The 19,301-nt window shown below is 43.9% G+C and carries 13 protein-coding genes; 12 read left to right on the forward strand and 1 reads right to left on the reverse strand.

Annotated features, from left to right (window positions below):
* The first annotated feature begins 51 nt into the window (after positions 1-51).
* The 8 genes from E2P86_RS05645 to E2P86_RS05680 all read left to right on the forward strand — a co-directional run bounded on the left by E2P86_RS05645 (position 52) and on the right by E2P86_RS05680 (position 12,894).
* A complete protein-coding gene (locus E2P86_RS05645; protein WP_085473911.1) occupies positions 52-1,662 on the forward strand; it encodes a fucose isomerase in 1,611 nt (536 codons plus the stop codon).
* A gap of 10 nt (positions 1,663-1,672) precedes the next feature.
* Positions 1,673-3,310 (forward strand): ribulokinase, encoded by a 1,638-nt coding sequence (locus E2P86_RS05650; protein WP_134431447.1) that lies wholly within the window; start codon positions 1,673-1,675, stop codon positions 3,308-3,310.
* Positions 3,307-4,857 (forward strand): sodium:solute symporter, encoded by a 1,551-nt coding sequence (locus E2P86_RS05655; RefSeq protein ID WP_134431450.1) that lies wholly within the window; start codon positions 3,307-3,309, stop codon positions 4,855-4,857. Before E2P86_RS05650 ends, E2P86_RS05655 begins: the two co-directional genes overlap by 4 nt.
* Before the next feature lie 22 nt (positions 4,858-4,879).
* Positions 4,880-5,806 (forward strand): dihydrodipicolinate synthase family protein, encoded by a 927-nt coding sequence (locus E2P86_RS05660; protein WP_134431453.1) that lies wholly within the window; start codon positions 4,880-4,882, stop codon positions 5,804-5,806.
* A gap of 29 nt (positions 5,807-5,835) precedes the next feature.
* On the forward strand, positions 5,836-8,877 hold the full coding sequence (locus E2P86_RS05665) for a SusC/RagA family TonB-linked outer membrane protein (protein WP_134431456.1): 3,042 nt from the start codon (positions 5,836-5,838) through the stop codon (positions 8,875-8,877).
* A 2-nt stretch (positions 8,878-8,879) separates the two neighbouring features.
* A complete protein-coding gene (locus E2P86_RS05670; RefSeq protein ID WP_085473916.1) occupies positions 8,880-10,352 on the forward strand; it encodes a RagB/SusD family nutrient uptake outer membrane protein in 1,473 nt (490 codons plus the stop codon).
* A gap of 37 nt (positions 10,353-10,389) precedes the next feature.
* On the forward strand, positions 10,390-11,565 hold the full coding sequence (locus tag E2P86_RS05675) for a sialidase family protein (protein ID WP_206367994.1): 1,176 nt from the start codon (positions 10,390-10,392) through the stop codon (positions 11,563-11,565).
* An 81-nt stretch (positions 11,566-11,646) separates the two neighbouring features.
* Positions 11,647-12,894, forward strand: a complete 1,248-nt coding sequence (locus E2P86_RS05680; protein ID WP_134431459.1) for a DUF3748 domain-containing protein — start codon at positions 11,647-11,649, stop codon at positions 12,892-12,894.
* Positions 12,895-12,970: 76 nt separating this feature from the next.
* On the opposite strand, the gene E2P86_RS05685 is transcribed toward E2P86_RS05680, so the two are convergent.
* Positions 12,971-14,314 (reverse strand): class I SAM-dependent methyltransferase, encoded by a 1,344-nt coding sequence (locus E2P86_RS05685; protein ID WP_240775579.1) that lies wholly within the window; start codon positions 14,312-14,314, stop codon positions 12,971-12,973.
* A 104-nt stretch (positions 14,315-14,418) separates the two neighbouring features.
* On the opposite strand from E2P86_RS05685, the gene E2P86_RS05690 reads away from it, so the two are divergent.
* The 4 genes from E2P86_RS05690 to E2P86_RS05705 all read left to right on the forward strand — a co-directional run bounded on the left by E2P86_RS05690 (position 14,419) and on the right by E2P86_RS05705 (position 19,296).
* Entirely contained in the window at positions 14,419-15,429 is a 1,011-nt protein-coding gene (locus E2P86_RS05690; protein ID WP_134431462.1) for a PorP/SprF family type IX secretion system membrane protein, read from the forward strand.
* Positions 15,430-15,480: 51 nt separating this feature from the next.
* Positions 15,481-17,433 carry an OmpA family protein gene (locus E2P86_RS05695; protein ID WP_134431466.1) on the forward strand — a complete coding sequence of 651 codons (1,953 nt, stop codon included), beginning with the start codon at positions 15,481-15,483 and terminating at the stop codon, positions 17,431-17,433.
* A gap of 158 nt (positions 17,434-17,591) precedes the next feature.
* Positions 17,592-18,587 (forward strand): helix-turn-helix domain-containing protein, encoded by a 996-nt coding sequence (locus E2P86_RS05700; RefSeq protein WP_085473920.1) that lies wholly within the window; start codon positions 17,592-17,594, stop codon positions 18,585-18,587.
* A gap of 106 nt (positions 18,588-18,693) precedes the next feature.
* Positions 18,694-19,296, forward strand: coding sequence for a hypothetical protein (locus E2P86_RS05705; protein WP_134431469.1), 603 nt, complete (start codon positions 18,694-18,696; stop codon positions 19,294-19,296).
* Positions 19,297-19,301: the final 5 nt, after the last annotated feature.

The raw sequence follows: 19,301 nt of genomic DNA on the forward strand, positions 1-19,301 counted from the left end.
TCCCATCAATCTTCGCTGATATTTGCAATACCGATTATAAAATAGTTGACTATGACAGCAAAAAATAATAAACAAGCAATCCTTGTATGTAGTGGAGATCTTAGACCAGCAGCAAACCTGAATTGCTGGCCAATGCAACAAAAAATGGAAGAAATGCTCCAGTCTGCTTTTCAGCAGTTGGGGTGGGAAGTGAAACGGGCGCATGGGTATAATGCCGAAAAAGGACATGGATTTATAGACTACCAACATGAGGGAATTAAAGTCTTCCGGAATATCGATAGAAGTGCACCCTTGATCGTGGCAGAAAGTGTATGGCAATACAGTCATCATGTGTTGGCGGGGTTGATCGCTCACCAAGGTCCGATATTGGTGGTCGCAAACTGGGATGGCACCTATCCGGGGTTAGTTGGCGCCTTGAACCTGACGGGCTCGTTGACCAAAGCCGAGGTAGACTATAGCTTTTTGTGGAGTAAGGATTTTACCGATGAATTTTTCATGGAGAAATTAGCAGAATGGACGGAAAAGGGGACGATTACCCATGACTATTCACACGTTCGCCCGTTTGAGATCGGGGCCCTCGCTTCGGAAGACCGGGTTCTAGCAGAAAATTTCGCGCAAAAGATTGTGCAGGATCGAATTGTAATGGGGGTGTTTGATGAAGGTTGTATGGGGATGTTTAATGCCATTGTGCCTGACGCCCTGATCCATAAGTTGGGTATCTTCAAAGAGCGCTTAAGCCAATCGACCTTATATGCTAAAATGTTGACGGTGTCGGATACCGACGCGGAGGGTGTTTTGGAATGGATGCAGGGCAAAGGTATGCAGTTTGATTGGGGGCAAGATGGAGAAACGGAATTGACGCGGGAACAGACGATCGAACAGTGTAAAATGTATGTGGCGGCATTGCGCTTAGCGGATGAGTTTGGCTGTGATACGATCGGTATCCAATACCAGCAGGGGTTAAAAGAGCTGGTTCCAGCGAGTGACTTGGTGGAAGGACTTTTAAATAATACGGTGAGACCTCCCGTTTATAATGAAAAAGGGCAGGAGTTGTATCCGGGAAAGGCGCTGCCACATTTTAATGAAGTGGATGAGTGCGCGGGTATCGATGGGTATGTCACCTACCACCTGTGGAATGCGCTGGGATTGGATGGCGATAATACGCTTCATGATCTGCGCTATGGCGAAGAGTATATGATTAACGGTGTACCTGAATTCGTGTGGGTGTTTTTGATCTCAGGAGCTGCTCCGGCATCACATTTTATCGGTGGGTACCAAGGGGCGGATAGTTTAAGACAACCTGCTATGTTTTTCAAAAAGGGTGGCGGTACACTGCGCGGCATCAGCCGTCCGGGGAATATCGTATGGAGTAGGGTATACATTGAAAATAATGAATTATTCTGCGATATCGGTACCGGTAGAGTTGTTGAGCTGCCTGCTGAAGAAACGAACCGAAGATGGAACCTGACGGATAAGCAATGGCCGATTATGCACGGCGTGTTGGATGGCGTAAGCCGGGACCAGATGATGGCCAAACACAAAGCGAATCATATTCAAGTGGTGTATGTTGACGGTGATTTTGACGTAAAACGTGCCGCTGCAATCAAGGCTGCAGCTATACAGTCGTTGGGCATTAAGGTTAACTATTGTGGGATACACTAAACAAGACGCCATGCAAGAGAAACTGGTAATAGGGATGGATTTTGGGACGGATTCTGTGCGAGGTCTATTGGTCAACGCCATGACCGGGGACGTACGGTCTACAGCGGTCTCGTATTTTAAGCGCTGGAAGCAAGGCTTGTATTGTGAACCACAGAAAGATCAGTATAGACAACATCCGTTGGATTATATGGAGTCTATTGACGAGGTATTCCATGCATTACTTACAGGGCTATCACCAGAAACAATTAAACAGATAAAAGCGATTGGTACCAATACAACAGGCTCTACGCCGGTAGCTGTCGATGAACAAGGGCAACCCTTGTCTTTGCGGGAAGGATTTTCAGAAAATCCCAATGCGATGTTTATCCTTTGGAAAGATCATACCGCGATTAAAGATGCGGATGAAATTAATGCGCTCGCAAAAAAATGGACGATTGACTATACACGCTTTAGCGGAGGTATCTATTCGTCTGAATGGTTTTGGTCTAAGATTTTACATGTCAATCGTGTGGACCCTGCATTGGCTAACCAGGCATTTACATGGGTCGAGCAATCGGATTGGATACCTACTTATTTATCGGGTACGACGAAGGTTTCTGCTATAAAACGTAATCGGTGTGCGGCCGGACATAAGGCGATGTGGAATGAATCGCATGGTGGTTTGCCGTCGTCGGAGTTTCTCTGCTCTTTGGACCCTTCTTTTTATCACCTCGTTCATCGCTTTTACACGGAGACGTATACGTCGGAACAAGAATTTGGAACGATCGCCAAGGTTTTTGTGGACCGGTATGGATTTGATGAAAATACGTTGATCACTGTGGGGGCTATCGATGCGCATCATGGTGCTGTGGGGGCTGGAAGTGAAGCATATACTTTAATTAAAGTGATCGGCACGTCCACTTGTGATATGTTGGTCGTCCCGAAGCAGGATAACCCGCCTTTGGTCGAGGGGATATGTGGACAGGTGGATGGATCGATCGACCCCGGGATGATTGGCTTTGAGGCGGGACAATCTGCCTTTGGTGATATCTATAACTGGTTCAAGAAGATGATGCTTAAGCCCGTTTTTGAAGTCCAAGGGCTGGATCTTTCGGACAGACAGCGTGAAGTGCTGGAAAATAATTTCTTTGCTTATATAACGCGGGAAGCGGAAGCGATCCCCTTGACTGCGGAGGATATGTTATTTACCGATTATCATAATGGAAGGCGGACGCCGGATGCAGATTTTACCAAAGTGGCGGCCGCTTCTGGTTTTACACTGGCTACCGGTGCGGGGCATATTTTTAAAGCACTGGTCGAAGGGACCGCATTTGGGTCAAAGGCGATTATTGATCGGTTCCGTTCCTATAATATTCCGATAAAAGCGGTTATTGCTACCGGAGGAATTCCCAATAAGGCTCCCTATGTGGTGCAGGTGCTGGCCGATGTGCTCGCTTGCGATGTACAGGTCGTAGATAGTGACCAGACCTGCGCATTAGGTGCTGTGATTTGTGCCGCGGTATCAGCAGGTGTCTATCCAAATATAGATGATGCTAAATTAAAACTTGCAGCAAAGGTTTCAAAAACATACCATTGTAATCCGGAACGTGCGGCTATTTATGAAAAATTGTATCAGGCATATAAAAAACTAACACAACTTGAATTATGAAGAATCTACCCATACTTGATATTGTAATAATCTTGGTCTACCTCGTCGCTATGGTGCTGGTCGGTGTTTATTTCTCCCGAAAAAATAAATCGGCGGATGAATTTACCCGAGCTGCGGGACGTATACCGGGGTGGGCAATTGGAATATCGATCTATGCCACATTTTTAAGTTCCAATACTTTTTTGGGGGTACCGGGGAAGGCCTTTGGAGGCAATTGGAATGCTTTTGCTTTTAGCCTCTCCATGCCGTTTGCAGCCTGGTTAGCGACCAAATATTTTGTTCCATTCTATAGAAGTACCGGGGAAGTGTCTGCGTATACGAATCTGGAAAAACGATTCGGTACTTGGGCGCGGACCTATGCGGTGGTTTGTTTTCTGCTGACGCAGCTCGCCCGTATCGGTTCGATTTTCTTTGGAATCTCTTTAACGCTCCAGGCCTTAACAGGTTACAGTATGGTGGTTATTATGGTGGTAACGGGGATCTGTATCGTTATATACACGGTAATGGGGGGCATTGAGGCCGTTATTTGGACCGAAGTGGTGCAAGGGATATTAAAAACTATTGGCGCGCTTATCATTATTTATCTCGTGGTAAAGGAGGTGCCGGGTGGTTTTAAGGATATTATTGATGTGGGGATTGCCGAGAATAAATTTAGTCTGGGTACGATGGATTTTGATTTTGTCAATTCGTCATTCTGGGTTGTTCTTTTGTATGGCTTCTTTATTAACCTGAACAACTTTGGTATGGACCAAAACTATGTACAGCGATACCACACCGCTTCGAGCCCTAAAGAGGCTAATAAATCCGTTTGGCTTTGTGTTTGGATTTATGTACCGGTGTCTTTATTGTTTTTTATAATCGGGACCTGTCTTTATACGTACTACCTCCAGAATCCTGCGCTGTTGGATTCGATTAAATTACAGGCGGCATCGGAACAGTTGGGGCTCGCTATTCAAAATCCACAGGTAGCAGAATTAGCGGCCACTTTGAAACCATCGGATTATGGTGATAAAATAATGCCTCATTTTATGGTGTACATGATTCCTACAGGATTGCTGGGGCTGATTGTTTCGGCCATATTATCGGCGGCGATGAGCACCATAAGCTCCGGGATGAATGCCTCTGCAACGGTCTTTACAGAAGATATTTATAAAAGATACTTCAATAAGGAGTCTTCGGATAAGAACAGTTTGAAAATACTCTATATCGCTACGGTCATCGTCGGTGTAATCGGTATGATCTGTGGTATCGCCATGATTGGTATCAAGAGCTTACTGGATGTATGGTGGACATTGTCCGGAATATTTGCGGGCGGAATGCTGGGGCTCTTTCTACTGGGACTGATCAGTAAAAAAGCAACGAATAGCGATGCCATTATTGGCACAATTGTGGGGATCTGCGTTATCCTTTGGATGACATTCTCTTATCTGATCCCTGAAAATATGGCCTATCTACGTAATCCATTGCATGCCAATATGATTATCGTGGTCGGTACATTGACTATATTTTTAATAGGAAATATAAGCCGAAAACTAAGAAGAAAATAAACTAAAAAACATATAAAATACTATGATTAGGAATAATAAAGAATTTATTCCCGTGATGCTTATGCCCTTTTGTGAGGATAAGACTATAGACTACGGGGCGCTGGAATATCTTATCGAATTCTATTTAGAAGCGGGTGCAAAGGGCTTGTTTGCGAATTGCCTATCGAGCGAAATGTTCGAGCTTTCTAAGCAGGAGATGGTGGAGTCGGTATCCTTTATTGTACAAAAGGTGAACGGCAGAGTGCCAATCGTAGCGACAGGTACTTTCCCTGGGGCGATAGAACAACAGGCTGCATTTGTAAAGGAAATTTATGCGACAGGAATCCAGGCAGTAATTGTGATCACCAGTCTGCTGGCCAGCGAGCACGATAGTGAAGAAGTCTTCAGGTCGAATGTGAAGCAATTATTGGCTTTAACAGATGATGTTCCTTTAGGATTTTATGAATGTCCTGTGCCTTACAAACGGGTCATCGATCCGACGTTTCTCGGCGAACTGGTGTATACGGGGCGCATTACCTATCATAAGGATACTTCCCTAAATCTAGCAAACGTTCAGAAAAAAAATGAAGTAACGGCGGACGTCGCTGATTTTGGTTTGTATGATGCATACATGGCGCATGCCGTTGCTACATTGAAGGCCGGATCAAGAGGGCTGTCCTGTATTCAAGGAAATTATTTTCCGGAGTTGGTTGTGTGGTTGTGCAATAACTTTAACGACGATGTACAGCAAGATAAGGTGGACGAGGTACAGCAGTTTTTTATCGACAATATGGATGTTATGCATTATGCCTATCCTGCGTCCGCAAAATACTACCTCCAAGGTACATACAGTTGGATGGGAACCACATGCAGACGAACTGATATTGAACCGTTAGATGAAGAAACAAAAATTAAACTTAATGAACTAAAAGATAGATATGATACATTAAAAATGAAAATTTTCCAATAGAATGATAAACCACTTATAAAAGTATAGTTATGATAAACAAACTTAAAATTTTGATTCTGTTTGTGCTCGCCCTGGTAGCTTACCAGGGGAAAGCACAGCAACAGATTACCGGACTGGTCAAAGACCAAGCTACCGGTAGTGTTGTTATCGGCGCTACAATAGTAGGCGATAAAGGAGGGAAGACTAATTCGGATGGGCAAGGACGATTTAGTATTTCCTCGGGTAATACGACAATCGATGTAAGTTACGTCGGTTATCAATCGCAACGCATCCGTTTGGATGGTCGCACGCATTACGATGTGCTTCTTGTTGCACAGGAAAGTGCACTGGAGGAGGTTGTGGTAATTGGTTATGGTACTTCTAAAAAATCAGACATAACGGGGAGTGTTAGCAGTCTGAATGAGAAGGACTTTAATAAAGGTGCAAATATTTCACCGGAGCAGTTGATCGCAGGTAAGGTATCGGGGGTGCAGGTGGTGCAAAGCAGTGGGGAGCCGGGAGGTGGTATTTCGGTGAATGTGCGTGGCGTCGGATCGGTGAACGCGGGTAATTCGCCTTTGTATGTTGTGGATGGATTTCCCATCGATAATTCTGCAACAGTAGGGGGAACGGGAGCGAATTTCACAGGGATGAAATCGGCTAGAAATCCACTGAATGCCATAAACCCGGATGATATTGCGTCCATTGAGGTGTTGAAAGATGCTTCTGCTACGGCGATTTATGGTTCTAGGGGCGCAAATGGAGTAGTGCTTATCACCACGAAAAAAGGAAAGTCTGGCGGTTTGAACGTAAATTATGATGCGTATTACGGTGTGCAAAATGTACAGCGTGACATTAAGATACTGTCAACCCGACAGTACAAAGATGTGATCAATGGCTTAATTGATGCCGGAGAGGGAACGGCCAGCCAGCGTATTGGTGATATCACGGAGGGAACAGATTGGCTAGCTCATATGTATTCCAAAAATGCACCGATACAGAACCATAATCTTTCATTTTCAGGGGGCAATGAAAATACAAAGTACCATACGTCGCTTAACTATTTTGGGCAGGATGGCTTATTGATTAATTCGGACAATAAGCGGTACAGTGCACGTGTAAATCTTGAACATACGGCAGGTAACTTTAAATTGGGGACCAATATTACGAGTTCCTATATCAAAGATAATTATGTCGCCAATGGTATGGATTTGAATGAGCGAGCAGGTATTATCTATGCGGCTATTGCCTATGATCCAACCTTACCGATTTATAATGCCGATGGAACCTATAAACTATCTCCGGATATGAATATAGATAATCCCTTAGCAATCGCGAATGGGAAAACATCGCAATCAAATCTGTATCGCACGCTGGGCACGATCTACGGTGAAATGAAATTTCTCGAGGATTTTACGGCGAAGCTAAATGTTGGAGCCGATATTTCGAATCAACGCCGCGATACCTACGTAGATCGGCAAACGATCGAAGGACGCGCGAATGGGGGGGTCGCTAGTATTTTACAGGGAACAAGCACCAGCTATCTCGGTGAGTTTACACTCGGGTATAAGAAGAGATTGGATATGCATGACTTGAATTTTTTGGTGGGTATTACCGGCCAACAGTTTAATGATGTCTCTTCTTCTTCTCAAGGTAGTGGCTTCTCTTCGGATGCTACAGGAACCAATAATATGGGGCTTGCGGATCCGACCAAATTTATTGTCACCAGTGGCCGCACACGAAACAGCCTTTTGTCTTACCTCGGGCGTGCCAACTATAATTTATACGATAAGTATTTGTTTACGGCATCGCTGCGTATTGATGGTTCATCTCGATTTGGAGCGAACAATCGCTATGGCGTGTTCCCCTCTTTTGCCTTTGGATGGAAGCTGGAGGAAGAGGAATTTATCAAGCAGTTGGACTTCTTTAATACCCTGAAACTGAGAACCAGCTGGGGAAGAACCGGTAATCAAGAAATTGGAAACTACCAATCCATGTCTACTTATGGTGGAGGGCAGAAAGCGGTGATCGGAAACGCACAGGTTAGTACTACGACGCCTAGCCGTATTGCGAACCCCAATCTGAAATGGGAAACCTCAGAACAGTTGAATTTTGGTTTGGATTATGGGTTCCTGAAAAATAGAATATCCGGTAGCATCGATGTGTTTTATAAAGATACAAAGGATATGTTGCTAAATCTGGCGGTACCGCGCACGACTGGTTTCTCCACGATGATGACCAACGTGGGAGCGGTACGAAATTCGGGTATTGAGTTTTTGATGAATACCCGAAACATAGAAGGTGCGTTTAGTTGGGAAACGACTTGGAATTTTGCGTGGTTAAAAAATCTAGTGAAAGACCTAGGGACGAATACAATTATTTACAATGGTTCTGCGGGAGGAACGTCGAATGTATCCATTATCAAGGTGGGACAGCCGATGTATTCTTTTTACGGCTATGAGATCGATGGTATATGGCAGAAAAATGATGATTTTTCGGTAACTAAAGATCCGGTGGTAGCGGGTGATTTCAAATATAGAGACATCAACGGTGATATGATTGTGAACGCCGATGATCGCGTGGTAATCGGAAACTCTTTTCCAAAGTATACGGCATCGCTAACGAATAATTTTGACTATAAGGGCTTCAATTTAAATATCTTCATCGATGGGGTGTTTGGTGTTAATATGCTGAATAATAATTTGGTGGATACGTATTTTCCAGCAAACTTAAAACGAAACAGACTAGCAGACCCAATGCTTAACCGATGGACTGCGGACAACCCTTCGACGGTATATCCTTCTTTTGTAAACCCGTTAAAACAAGGTAAGAAAGAGGTTAATTCGTATACGGTTGAAGATGCAAGTTATGTTCGGTTGAATACGGTGAAGTTGGGGTATACGATTCCGCTTCAAAATACGAAATATGTAAAAGGGATCAACCTGTATGTAGTCGGTCAGAATCTCGCTATTATCACCGATTATACGGGCTATGATCCTTCGATTAATCCAAATGGAAGCGGAGCTAGAATCGATTGGAATGCTTATCCAACGGCGCGTACATTTATGTTTGGTATAAATTTAAACTTATAGTTATGAAGATTTTAAATAAATCCCTATTATATCTTGCTCTGTTGGGCGGAGCATGTAGTGTTCAATCGTGCAATGATTTTTTGAAGGAAGAAGTATATTCTCAATTATCTCCTACGAATTACCTAAAGACTAAAGAAGGGTTGACTTCTGTCCTCTATGAAGGCTATGCTAAAGCTGCCAATATGAATAGTAATAATTCGATATACGTGTTAGGGCCACAGGAGTTCGCGACGGATGTATTATATCAAAGTGGCGATAATGTGGAAGCTACGATCCGAAATTTCAGAGACTTCAACTGGGATCCTACTATGGATTTTTTGATCCAGAATTGGGATTCGCCGTATCAGTGCGTTCGGAATGCTAATATCGTTTTGGAAAATATCGCGGCTTCTAATCTTTCTGATGAGGAGCGGAAATTATATGCGGCTGAAGCTCGTTTCTTGAGAGCGATCTCTTATTACAAGTTGTATTTCTTCTTTGGCCCAGTTCCCTTACGTACTTCAACGGACGAAGCTTTAAGTTTACCTCGGGCGACGGACGAGGTGATGACAAGTTTTATTGAAAGCGAATTGAAGGTTGCGGTTGCGGATCTACCTAATCCTGGTGCAGAAAAAGAAAAATATAGGGCGCATAAGGCCGCTGCTCAAGGTTATTTGGTCAAGTTTTACCTTAATACGAAGCAATGGCAAAAGGCTGCGGATACATCCGCTGAATTTATCAAGAATTTCAACTTTACCTTATTTGGGGAGTATAAAGATTTGTTTAAGGTAGAAAACGAAAACAATAAGGAGTATATTTGGGTGAGGCCTGCTATTGCTTCGTCTGATCGAGCTACAGCCAATAGCTGGAGTAATGTTTCCTTCCCGGAGAATTTTAAATCGGCACCCCAAATCGGACTTACGTTTAAGTCGAGCTGGCTGAATTGGCCAAATGAGTTTAGGATTTATGATGAATTCTATAATTCCTTTGAGGCAAACGATAAGCGAAAGAACTTGATGATTACGAGTTATATCAATAATGCGGATCAGACGGTAAACTTGTTGGGAACAGACAATGTGCGATCGTTCAAGTACTGGCCGGATCAAAATCATGTCGGTGCGGCGCATGGTAACGATATTCCGGAAATCAGATTATCTGATATTTATCTTTCGTATGCGGAGGCGCTCAATGAGCTACAGTATCCGAACCAAGTGGCCTTTGATTACCTGAATTTGGTCCGTAAGCGGGCTGGATTATCTGATCTAACGAGTGTTGTGGTGACCAGTAAGGATATGTTCAGGGATCGAATTTTGGCGGAACGCGGGCATGAGTTTTATAACGAAGGGCATCGCCGGATGGATATGATCCGGATGGGTAAGTTTATCTCAGATGCGGTGCGAAGAGGAAAGAATGCGAGCGCGCACCATGTGGTGTATCCTATACCGCAGGTCGTTATTGATTCTGATGCTCAGATTAAACAAAATACAGGTTTTTAGGAGCTTGATATTAGAAAATTATAAAACTAGTTATATTATGAAAAGATATTTTTTTATGTGCATCGTCCTTTTACTGGCTTTTAAAGACGGTTTTTCACAACAATTCTCTCACGTGCCGGGTACGGTAGTGCATTATCAGCCTGCGAGCACGCAAAAGTATATAGGTTCTCCCAGCTTGGTGATATTGCCGAATGGTGATTATGTGGCGTCTCACGATTTTTTTGGTCCACAGAGTTCCGAATGGCAACAGGCGGTAACGACAGTTTATAGGTCGAAGAATAAGGGACGCAGCTGGAAGAAGGTGAGTGAAATCAATGGTGCTTTCTGGAGTTCTTTGTTTGTGCATAACGGGGCGCTGTATCTCTTGGGGCCAGATAGGCATCACGGTACCGTGCTTATCCGTAAATCTCTTGACGGCGGAAAGTCTTGGAGCAAGCCAACCAATAAAGAGAATGGGGTCATATTGACCGGCGAATTTCACTGTGCTCCGATGCCTGTCATTGAACACAATGGCCGGCTGTGGCGACCGATGGAGACGGCGCATGGCCCTGTGTTAAAATGGGGAGAGCGTTACGGTGCTATGGTGATGTCGGCAGCTGTGGATGCAGACTTGATGAATGCGAAATCATGGCAGACGAGTACCACCTTGTTTTTTGATAAAAGTTATCTTAATGGAAATTTTACAGGTTGGCTTGAGGGAAATTTTGTCGTAGGTCCAGATAAGCAGCTATGGAATATGCTTCGTGTGGATGATAAGACGACGTTAGATGAGAAAGCTGCTATGGTGAAAATTTCTGGTGACGGTAAGGAGCTGAGCTTTGATCCGGTTAACGGGTTTATCCCATTTGATGGTGGAAGTAAGAAGTTTGTTATTAAGCATGATGCGGAAAGCGGGTACTACTATACATTGACCAACTCAATTCCTGAGCGTTATAGACATGTTGATCCAAAACGCACGAACCCGGCGAGCTATAGAAATGTGTTGATGCTTCGTAAATCGAAGGATTTGAAAAATTGGGAGGATGTACAGGTGATTTTAGAGCATAAGGATGTGGTGAACCATGGGTTTCAATATGTCGATTGGTTATTTGAGGGGAACGATATGATTGTTTTATGTAGAACAGCGTATAATGATGGTCAGGTTGATGCGAAAAATAACCACGATGCCAATTTCTTAACGTTCCATCGGATAGAAGGATTTAGAAAACTGTAGATTCACTAATTCATTTCAGAAATGAACCTTTTATCACGATGTTTATTAGTTAGTTTTTTACCTTTTTGTTTTACAAGTTGTATGAATGAAGTTCAGGTTGTCGCTTTGACCCAATCGGCGGGAGGTCACACGATTCACCATAATAGTATTTTTTCTCCTGATGATGAATGGATTGTTTTTGATGGTCGTAATGATGATACCAAAATCGGTGAAACATCAACCATAGGCATGGTTCATGTGAAGACGGGTGAGGAGAGAATGTTGTATAAAACGAATAATCAAACAGTCTATGGGCCTGGTGTAGGTGCGGCCTCGTTTAGTCCGAAAGAAAATACGGTGTTATTTATTCACGGGTTGTATGATGCTGACGCGGTGAAACCTTATGATATGACCAGGCGTTTTGGCTTGGCCATTCATACAGATAAGCCCATGCACGGCATACATATGGATGCCCGGGATGTGGTAAGTCCGTATGAGCCTGGATCGTTGCGTGGTGGTACACATTCGCACTGTTGGAGTAACGATGGACAGTTGATCAGTTTTACCTACAATGATGAGTTTGTAGACCCTGATTTGCGTGTTGTTGGCGTGATGATTCCGGCGGACAAGGAGATTGTTGTTCCCGTTTCTAACGGGAATAATAATGGCACCTATTATTCGGCGATTGTGAGTGATGTGGTGCGAGAACCAAAGTGGGGGTCGGATGAAATCTCGAAGGCATTTGATGAATGCTGGTTAGGAGGCAGTGGGCAGTCTACGATAGCTTTTCAGGGAAATACAAGAAATGAAAAAGGAGAGACCATAACAGAGATTTATACCGTAGGTATCGATCCTGAAATGATTCGAAAGGATGCGGCTGCGGTAGGTCGCGAAGGAGAGCGGCCACGTGTGCCTAATGGGGTTCGACAACATCGGTTGTCACGGACGGTCAAAGGGCTCTCAGATTTGAGGCACTGGTTACGTGCTTCTCCGGATGGAAGTTTTGTGTATGCATTGGCAAAGGATGATAAAGGACAAAATCAATTGGTACAATGTGAGGTGTCTACTGGGGAGTTGACGTATATATCACGTTTTGATTTTTCCATTTCCTCTCCAATCAATATCAGTTATCAAGGCGATAAAATTACTTTTGTAGCGAATAATAACGTATATGTGTTTTCGCTGAAGTCGAAGAAACTCGAGAAGTTAACGTCTAATTCCGTTACGGATTTGAAGATCGTTGGTGTTCCGGTTTTTTCCAGGAAAGACGATAAGATTGCCTTTAATCAATTTGTATCAGAAAAAGAGTCTGAATATATCCAGATTAAGCTGATTAATCTTGTTGATTAAACAAAAAAAGAAGGTGTCCTAAAAGGCACCTTCTTTTTTTGTATGTATAAGGATTTTACTATCTTTTTATTTCGTCTTACCCTTCCAAGCCTGTTAACCGCTCCAAGTGGTGGTATCCGATGCCGAAGAACGATTTGTTGGTACGGATCTTTTCGCGGATCTCTTGCTGACGTTCCGGTGTTATGGTCTTTTTAACGCCTACAACGAGGACATTCTTTGGTGTATGTGCATCGGATACAAACTGGAAAACCTTGGTTTGATACCCGTGATATTCGAGGATTAAGGCCCGCAAGCCATCGGTCACCATCTCTGCCTGACGCTCCAAGAAGATGCCATGCTGCAAGAGAAAGTCGAGCTCATTTTGTTTTTTGGAGGCTTCCATCTCCCGACGGATCTGTTTATGGCAACACGGCGCCACAACAATCAGCTCGGCTCCATGTTGTATCCCTTTGAAAATGGCATCGTCGGTAGCGGTATCGCAGGCATGCAGCGCAATCAAGACATCAATAGCGCCTACAGGCTGGTAGTCTTCTATCGTGCCTTGCACAAACGAAAGTTTGGTAAAGCTCGAGTCGGCCGCAATCTGGTTACAGAGCGTCACTAAATCGTCTCGGTATTCTACCCCGATGACCGAAGCCTCTTTGTTCAGTTCATGGCGAAGGTAATCGTATAGCGCAAACGTAAGGTATCCTTTGCCCGCCCCCATATCGACAACCTGTAAGGGGCGCTCACTCGGAAGCTCCTTGAGCATGCTGCTTAACAGTTCAATATAATGGTTGATCTGCTTCCACTTGTCTTGTGCATTCTTGAATACATTTCCTTCCGCATCTGTCAGCCGCAACGCTTGTAGGTAGGTCTTGCCGGTGGCTTGAAGCTTGCGGCTCTTTTCCTTATCGTGGCTGTGGCTTTCTGCTTTCAGCTGGGTTGGTTTTTCCCGTTTGGTAAACCAATCTCCTTTATTACTGAACTGTGCGCTGAGGTTTTCCTCCGTGGTGAAGAGTGTGGCTGCCCGGAAGCCCGAGGCATCAAGCTGGCTTTCCACTGCCGCTATACCTTCAGCTATGCTGTAGTTCTTGGTGATATCGCGCGTCTTGTAGCGATAGGTAAACGATAGTTTTAATTCTCGTTTGATCAAAACTGCTTTGACATAAATATTCTTCAGCTCGTACTCGGAACCTTTGTAATTACCCAACGATAGTTTTACGAAGGTCTTTGCCTGCAAGCTTTGTTGCACTTGTGCTATAAACGTAGAAAAATGATCCATATCCCAAAAATTGATGGGCAAAGATACGGTTTTTGGTGGACTAGGTAAATCTGCTTTCCGTCCTTTTGTGTTTGCTTCCAAGCTTATTATGGTCTCTGTTGGGTAGATAAGATAATAGCTTTGCAGCCTTAAAGCTATGTACACTAAGATGTTCATGGTTTATTGATCTGTGGTTCCGCTGTCTGAACAGAAGTTTGCATACGGCGACAGTGAATGCGACACAGAAAGATCGGTCGAGAAAACAATAAATTCAATATAAGATGAAAGGTAATTTGAGATATGTTGCTGTGAGCTTACTGCTGCTATTGGGCACTAAGTCTTATGGGCAACAGAGCATACAATTAACACAGTATGTCTTTAATGCGATCAGTGTGAATCCAGCCTATGCGGGGTATAAAGAGGAGTGGTTTGGGCAAATGGCGCTACGCAGCCAGTGGACAGGTTGGGAAGGTGCTCCGAAAACAGGAACGATCTCTATCGATGGGGTGGTGGATCCTATAGATCAGCGGCATGGTGTGGGGTTGCAGGTGGCTGTAGATCGCCTAGGAGCCCAGTCGGCGACTTCTATTTTTGGAAACTATGCGCTTCGCTTACAATTGGATGAGGATAACACCGAGCGTATTGCTTTGGGTGTTGGTGTGGGGTTAACCCAGTATGGGTTGGACGGTAATAAGCTACGGGCCGAGGATACGGAGGATGTGGTTATTCCAGCAGGTAAAATCAGTAACTGGAAACCAGATATCCGACTGGGTATTTATTACTACAACGCGAAGTGGTATGCTGGCGTTGCTGTGCAGGATCTATTTGCTTCGTCGACCGATAACAAAGAATTCCGATTCAATGAGAATTCCCTAGCGAGCTTGTATCGTAATGTAAGTGCTTATTTTATTACAGGTGCGCTGTTTGAGTTAGAAGAAGGTGTATTTCTGCGCCCGAGCTTGTTAGTGAAGGATGATTTTAAAGGACCGACATCGCTGGACCTAAATGCCATGTTTGTTTTTAATGATAAGTTTTGGATTGGAGGAGGTTACCGCACACGTGCTCGTGTTTTCAAGCGTACCTATTTTGATAAATCTGCGGAGAAGTTATCTTCTGTGAATGCGATAACAGCTTTGGCGCAGTTTTATGCGACGGATAAGATTCGGATCGGGTATTCGTATGATATGATGCTGGGTAAGATGAAAGGTTTGCAAAGCGGCACGCACGAAGTGACCCTTGGTGTAACATTGGGACAGTCGTTCAAGCGTATTTCAAACCCACGTTATTTTTAGTGCTGTCCGATAAGGCGGTGAATCTCTCTTAAAAATATATACTCTTTATCGATGATGAATACGAAAATAAGTCACTTAGTCACTTGTATGCTGCTGATCGCTTTTTCAGGAATACAGCTGCACGCGCAGGAACAGCCTAACCTTAGAAAACGAGCCACACAGTTTTTTAACAAATATGAATACGCCCATGCGGTAGAACTTTACGAACGGTTGGTGGATGTAAAGAAGCCCAGTTTTTCGGATATGGAAAAACTGGCGGAATGCTATTATAAGCTACAGGCTTATGACCTGGCGGAAAACTGGTATACCCGGGTGTTAGAAGACAAGAAATTGAAGCAGGTAAACCTGTGGAATTATGCCGATGTATTGAAGCAGAACGGGAAGTATAAAGAAGCTAAGCAACAGTATACGCGATATGCGAACAAATTTGGTTCTTCCGCGCGAACGACCTTAGCCATGGAGGGTGCCGATTCAGCTATGCGTTGGATGGCTAAGCCAACGGCGCATGTGGTGCGCAATGAGCGATACATCAATACGGGATTGTCTGAGTTTGCCTTGTTCCCGATAAAAGGTGGAGCTTTGTATGTCGGAGAGCCTCAGGTTGGAGACGTTAAACGAGATGCCACTACGGGACAATCTTTTATGCGGATTTTTAGAGCAGATCGGACAACATCTGATGGGAAGTTAACGAATGCGGCACAACTTACGGAGGACTTTAATCAGTCGGAATACCACGTGGGGCCGGTGGTCTGCAATGCTGCAGAGGATGTTTTTTACCTGACCCGAACATATTCCGGCGAGAAGACCGAGCGAAACCGTTCAAATGGATACCGTTTCCATAAACACAATCTGGAGCTTAAAATCTATAAAAAGATTGCAGGGAGTTGGGTGGAAATGAATTTTCCATATAACAATGTGAAGGCTTATTCGCTAGGGCATGCCGCATTAACGGCGGACGGAGAGACACTGTATTACGCGTCGGATATGCCGGGCGGATATGGAGGAGTGGATATATGGTACAGTGTGCTGGGGGCTGATGGTGTTTGGGGGAAACCGCAGAATGCAGGATCCATGATTAATTCGGCCGGTGATGAAGTTTTTCCAACCGTACATGGCGACTATCTCTATTATTCGAGTAATGGATTTGTGGGGATGGGCGGACTGGATATTTTTCGCGCAAAAGGGCAGCGTTCCAGTTTTTCAGAACGTGAAAACATGCGTTTTCCAGTAAATTCGGCGTCCGATGATTTCGCCTTCGCACTGGTGAAAGATACGCAACGTGAAACGGCAGGATACCTTTCTTCGAATCGGAAGTCGGGTGCTGGAGCGGACGATATATATGCCTTTGAACAGCATAGTGCGGAAGTGAAAATGAAGCATGAAGGGTGGGTGTATAGTAAAAAGGATAACAGTGCGGTGACCAGTGCTTCGGTGACTTTGTTTGACGAAAATGGACAGATGATTGGACGGACGCAAACGGATCCAAAGGGAGCTTTTTCGTTTAGATTAGAAGAAAATAAAACATACAGTATCGTGGCGGAAGGAATGGGCTTTCATATGGATTCGCTTTTTATTAAAAAGACTATACCAGAGCAAGATACGGTCCTTCGGACGGTGTTGCACTTACAGCCTATAAGCCGGGTGGGCGAGAAATTCGTGCTGGAGAATATTTTTTACGATTTTAATGATTTCACGATTCGGGCTGATGCTGCGATCGTGCTGAACCAGCTGGCACGCACGATGCGTGATAACCCGTCATTGGTGATTGAATTATCGAGTCATACGGATAGCCGCGGAGCTGAACTTTACAACTTGAAACTTTCTGAACGCCGCGCACATGCTGCGGTCGATTACCTGGTTAGTCGAGGGATCGCCCGAGATCGTTTGATTGGCAAGGGATATGGAGAGAGCCGCCTGGTGAATCGCTGTGCCGATGGTGTTGTATGTTCTGATGATGAACATCAAGAGAACCGACGGACGGAGGTTGAAATACTCGCATTCTAAAATGAGTCTACGAGCTGAAAAGATATTTTATTGCAGAAAAATATCTTTTCAGCTATAGGTAAATAATACTTTTTTTTTCTTAATTTTCTTTTGTTCAATTTATTGGTGTTAAGGATCATGGGACGTTTAATGGTTGGGCATGCTAATGCATACGTAATATGATTAAATTAAACCATACATATACTTTTGGCCCGGAGTGGCAATATGAGTTTGTTAAAGGTCCAGGATGGGAACTGGTCGATGACAAGATGATTATTATTCCGCCAGAGGTAGGGGAAGGGGGTAGCTATTTTACGCCAGTTATGCCGGGCCTTTCAGTATTGGTTTTAGATATGACCCTGAAAGAGCAGCTTTTCATCAACAGAAGAGAGGTCGAAGACGATGATATGTATATTGCTTATTTCGACCTGAGCAAAGATGCCCCCACCTATGTGGTCGCTGGAGTAACCAATAAGATGGGCTTTAGTGCCCGCTTAAACATGGCGCTTATCAATGGGAGCCAGGGGAGTGAGGTCGTTACGCCAATCGATGCCGATGTATACACCATTCGTTTGATGATTTCGAAAGAGCTCCTGATATCACTCGCCAAGGAAAGTGGTGATTCCGAAATCAGTAACTGGATTTTGCAGGCCTCTGGGCAGGCCGTTTATTACTACGGACATATCGATAGCAAGAGTGTCTTGTTGATCAATGAACTCAAGCGCAAGAGCATGTATGATATTGCATTTGATGCGAAGCTCAAAGGGGTAGCCTTGCATCTGCTCTATTACTTGGTGGAACGTGGTAAGGACATGAGTTCGGTGCTCCACAAGATTTCAATTCATGACCTTAAAGAAATTGAAGTCACCACAGATTATTTACTTAAAAATTTACTCGACGTATTTCCGGGATTAGCCTTCCTTGCTAATATGACCAATATGTCGGTCTCCAAATACAAGTCCGTTTTTAAAAACGCGACCGGTGTTTCTCCAAATCAGTTTTTTGTTAACGAAAAGTTAAGGCTTGCAGAGGCGATGCTTTTGAGTGGAACGTACAAAAACGTGAATGAAGTGGCCTACGAGCTGGGTTACAACAAGCCTGGGCACTTCGCAAACCTCTATAAACGAACGTTTGATGTCAAACCAAGTGACGTCTTTATTCGGAGGAAAAATTAAACTACACGATTAACCTTTGGTTTAAATTCGGTCTTATTGTTATATTTTTTTGGCTTATCGTGGCTTTCTCTTGGTCGGGATTTCTCTTTCTTTGTATAAGAGAGTTATGGAAATATTATATACAGATTTAATCAGCAAACTACAAGAAAACGAATTTGACGTTAAAAGATCAAATTCAGCCGTCTACGGCGGCAGTACCATTGCGCGAAAAAGCAAAGGTACAGTAGTTTTCAGACGTCTGAATAATATGGATTACTTGATGATGATGAAAAATGTAGAAGACCTCAGTCTTTTGCAATTGGAAGCGAGGTCGGAGAGTGTTTTATATTACGTGATGCGTGTTTCAAAGATTGATGGGGAGTATATGGCTTTCGTGTTTTCGTCGGATTTGGGATGCTCTTACAGTGAGTTTGGGGTGGATGTCATCAACGATGTAATTATTTTCTGTACGGTCGATAATAAGCTTAAAAATCAATTTACGTATCTCCGATTCATGGGCGAATGGGTGCGTACAAAATGCATGAGCAAGAACAGCTTTAGTACCTGTGTTAAACTTAAACAAGAAGACGTGAAAGCTATGTTTAAACTGTTAAAAAGGGATCTTAAGAAGAGACCTGAATTTAGTCACTTTCCACGGAAAGTTGAGGGCAAAGGCGCACAAACTTTACTGCGCATGAATAATCAATGGGTATTGGATAAAGGAAAATAAAATTT

The organism is Sphingobacterium psychroaquaticum, from assembly GCF_004421025.1.
In the GTDB taxonomy this organism is placed as follows: Bacteria; Bacteroidota; Bacteroidia; order Sphingobacteriales; family Sphingobacteriaceae; genus Sphingobacterium; species Sphingobacterium psychroaquaticum.

Excerpts from the sequence above, each read along its gene's own strand:
- E2P86_RS05645 (WP_085473911.1), top strand. The coding sequence starts at position 52 with ATGACAGCAAAAAATAATAAACAAGCAATCCTTGTATGTAGTGGAGAT.
- E2P86_RS05650 (WP_134431447.1), top strand. The coding sequence starts at position 1,673 with ATGCAAGAGAAACTGGTAATAGGGATGGATTTTGGGACGGATTCTGTG.
- E2P86_RS05655 (WP_134431450.1), top strand. The coding sequence starts at position 3,307 with ATGAAGAATCTACCCATACTTGATATTGTAATAATCTTGGTCTACCTC.
- E2P86_RS05660 (WP_134431453.1), top strand. The coding sequence starts at position 4,880 with ATGATTAGGAATAATAAAGAATTTATTCCCGTGATGCTTATGCCCTTT.
- E2P86_RS05665 (WP_134431456.1), top strand. The coding sequence starts at position 5,836 with ATGATAAACAAACTTAAAATTTTGATTCTGTTTGTGCTCGCCCTGGTA.
- E2P86_RS05670 (WP_085473916.1), top strand. The coding sequence starts at position 8,880 with ATGAAGATTTTAAATAAATCCCTATTATATCTTGCTCTGTTGGGCGGA.
- E2P86_RS05675 (WP_206367994.1), top strand. The coding sequence starts at position 10,390 with ATGAAAAGATATTTTTTTATGTGCATCGTCCTTTTACTGGCTTTTAAA.
- E2P86_RS05680 (WP_134431459.1), top strand. The coding sequence starts at position 11,647 with ATGAATGAAGTTCAGGTTGTCGCTTTGACCCAATCGGCGGGAGGTCAC.
- E2P86_RS05685 (WP_240775579.1), bottom strand. The coding sequence starts at position 14,314 with ATGAACATCTTAGTGTACATAGCTTTAAGGCTGCAAAGCTATTATCTT.
- E2P86_RS05690 (WP_134431462.1), top strand. The coding sequence starts at position 14,419 with ATGAAAGGTAATTTGAGATATGTTGCTGTGAGCTTACTGCTGCTATTG.
- E2P86_RS05695 (WP_134431466.1), top strand. The coding sequence starts at position 15,481 with ATGATGAATACGAAAATAAGTCACTTAGTCACTTGTATGCTGCTGATC.
- E2P86_RS05700 (WP_085473920.1), top strand. The coding sequence starts at position 17,592 with ATGATTAAATTAAACCATACATATACTTTTGGCCCGGAGTGGCAATAT.
- E2P86_RS05705 (WP_134431469.1), top strand. The coding sequence starts at position 18,694 with ATGGAAATATTATATACAGATTTAATCAGCAAACTACAAGAAAACGAA.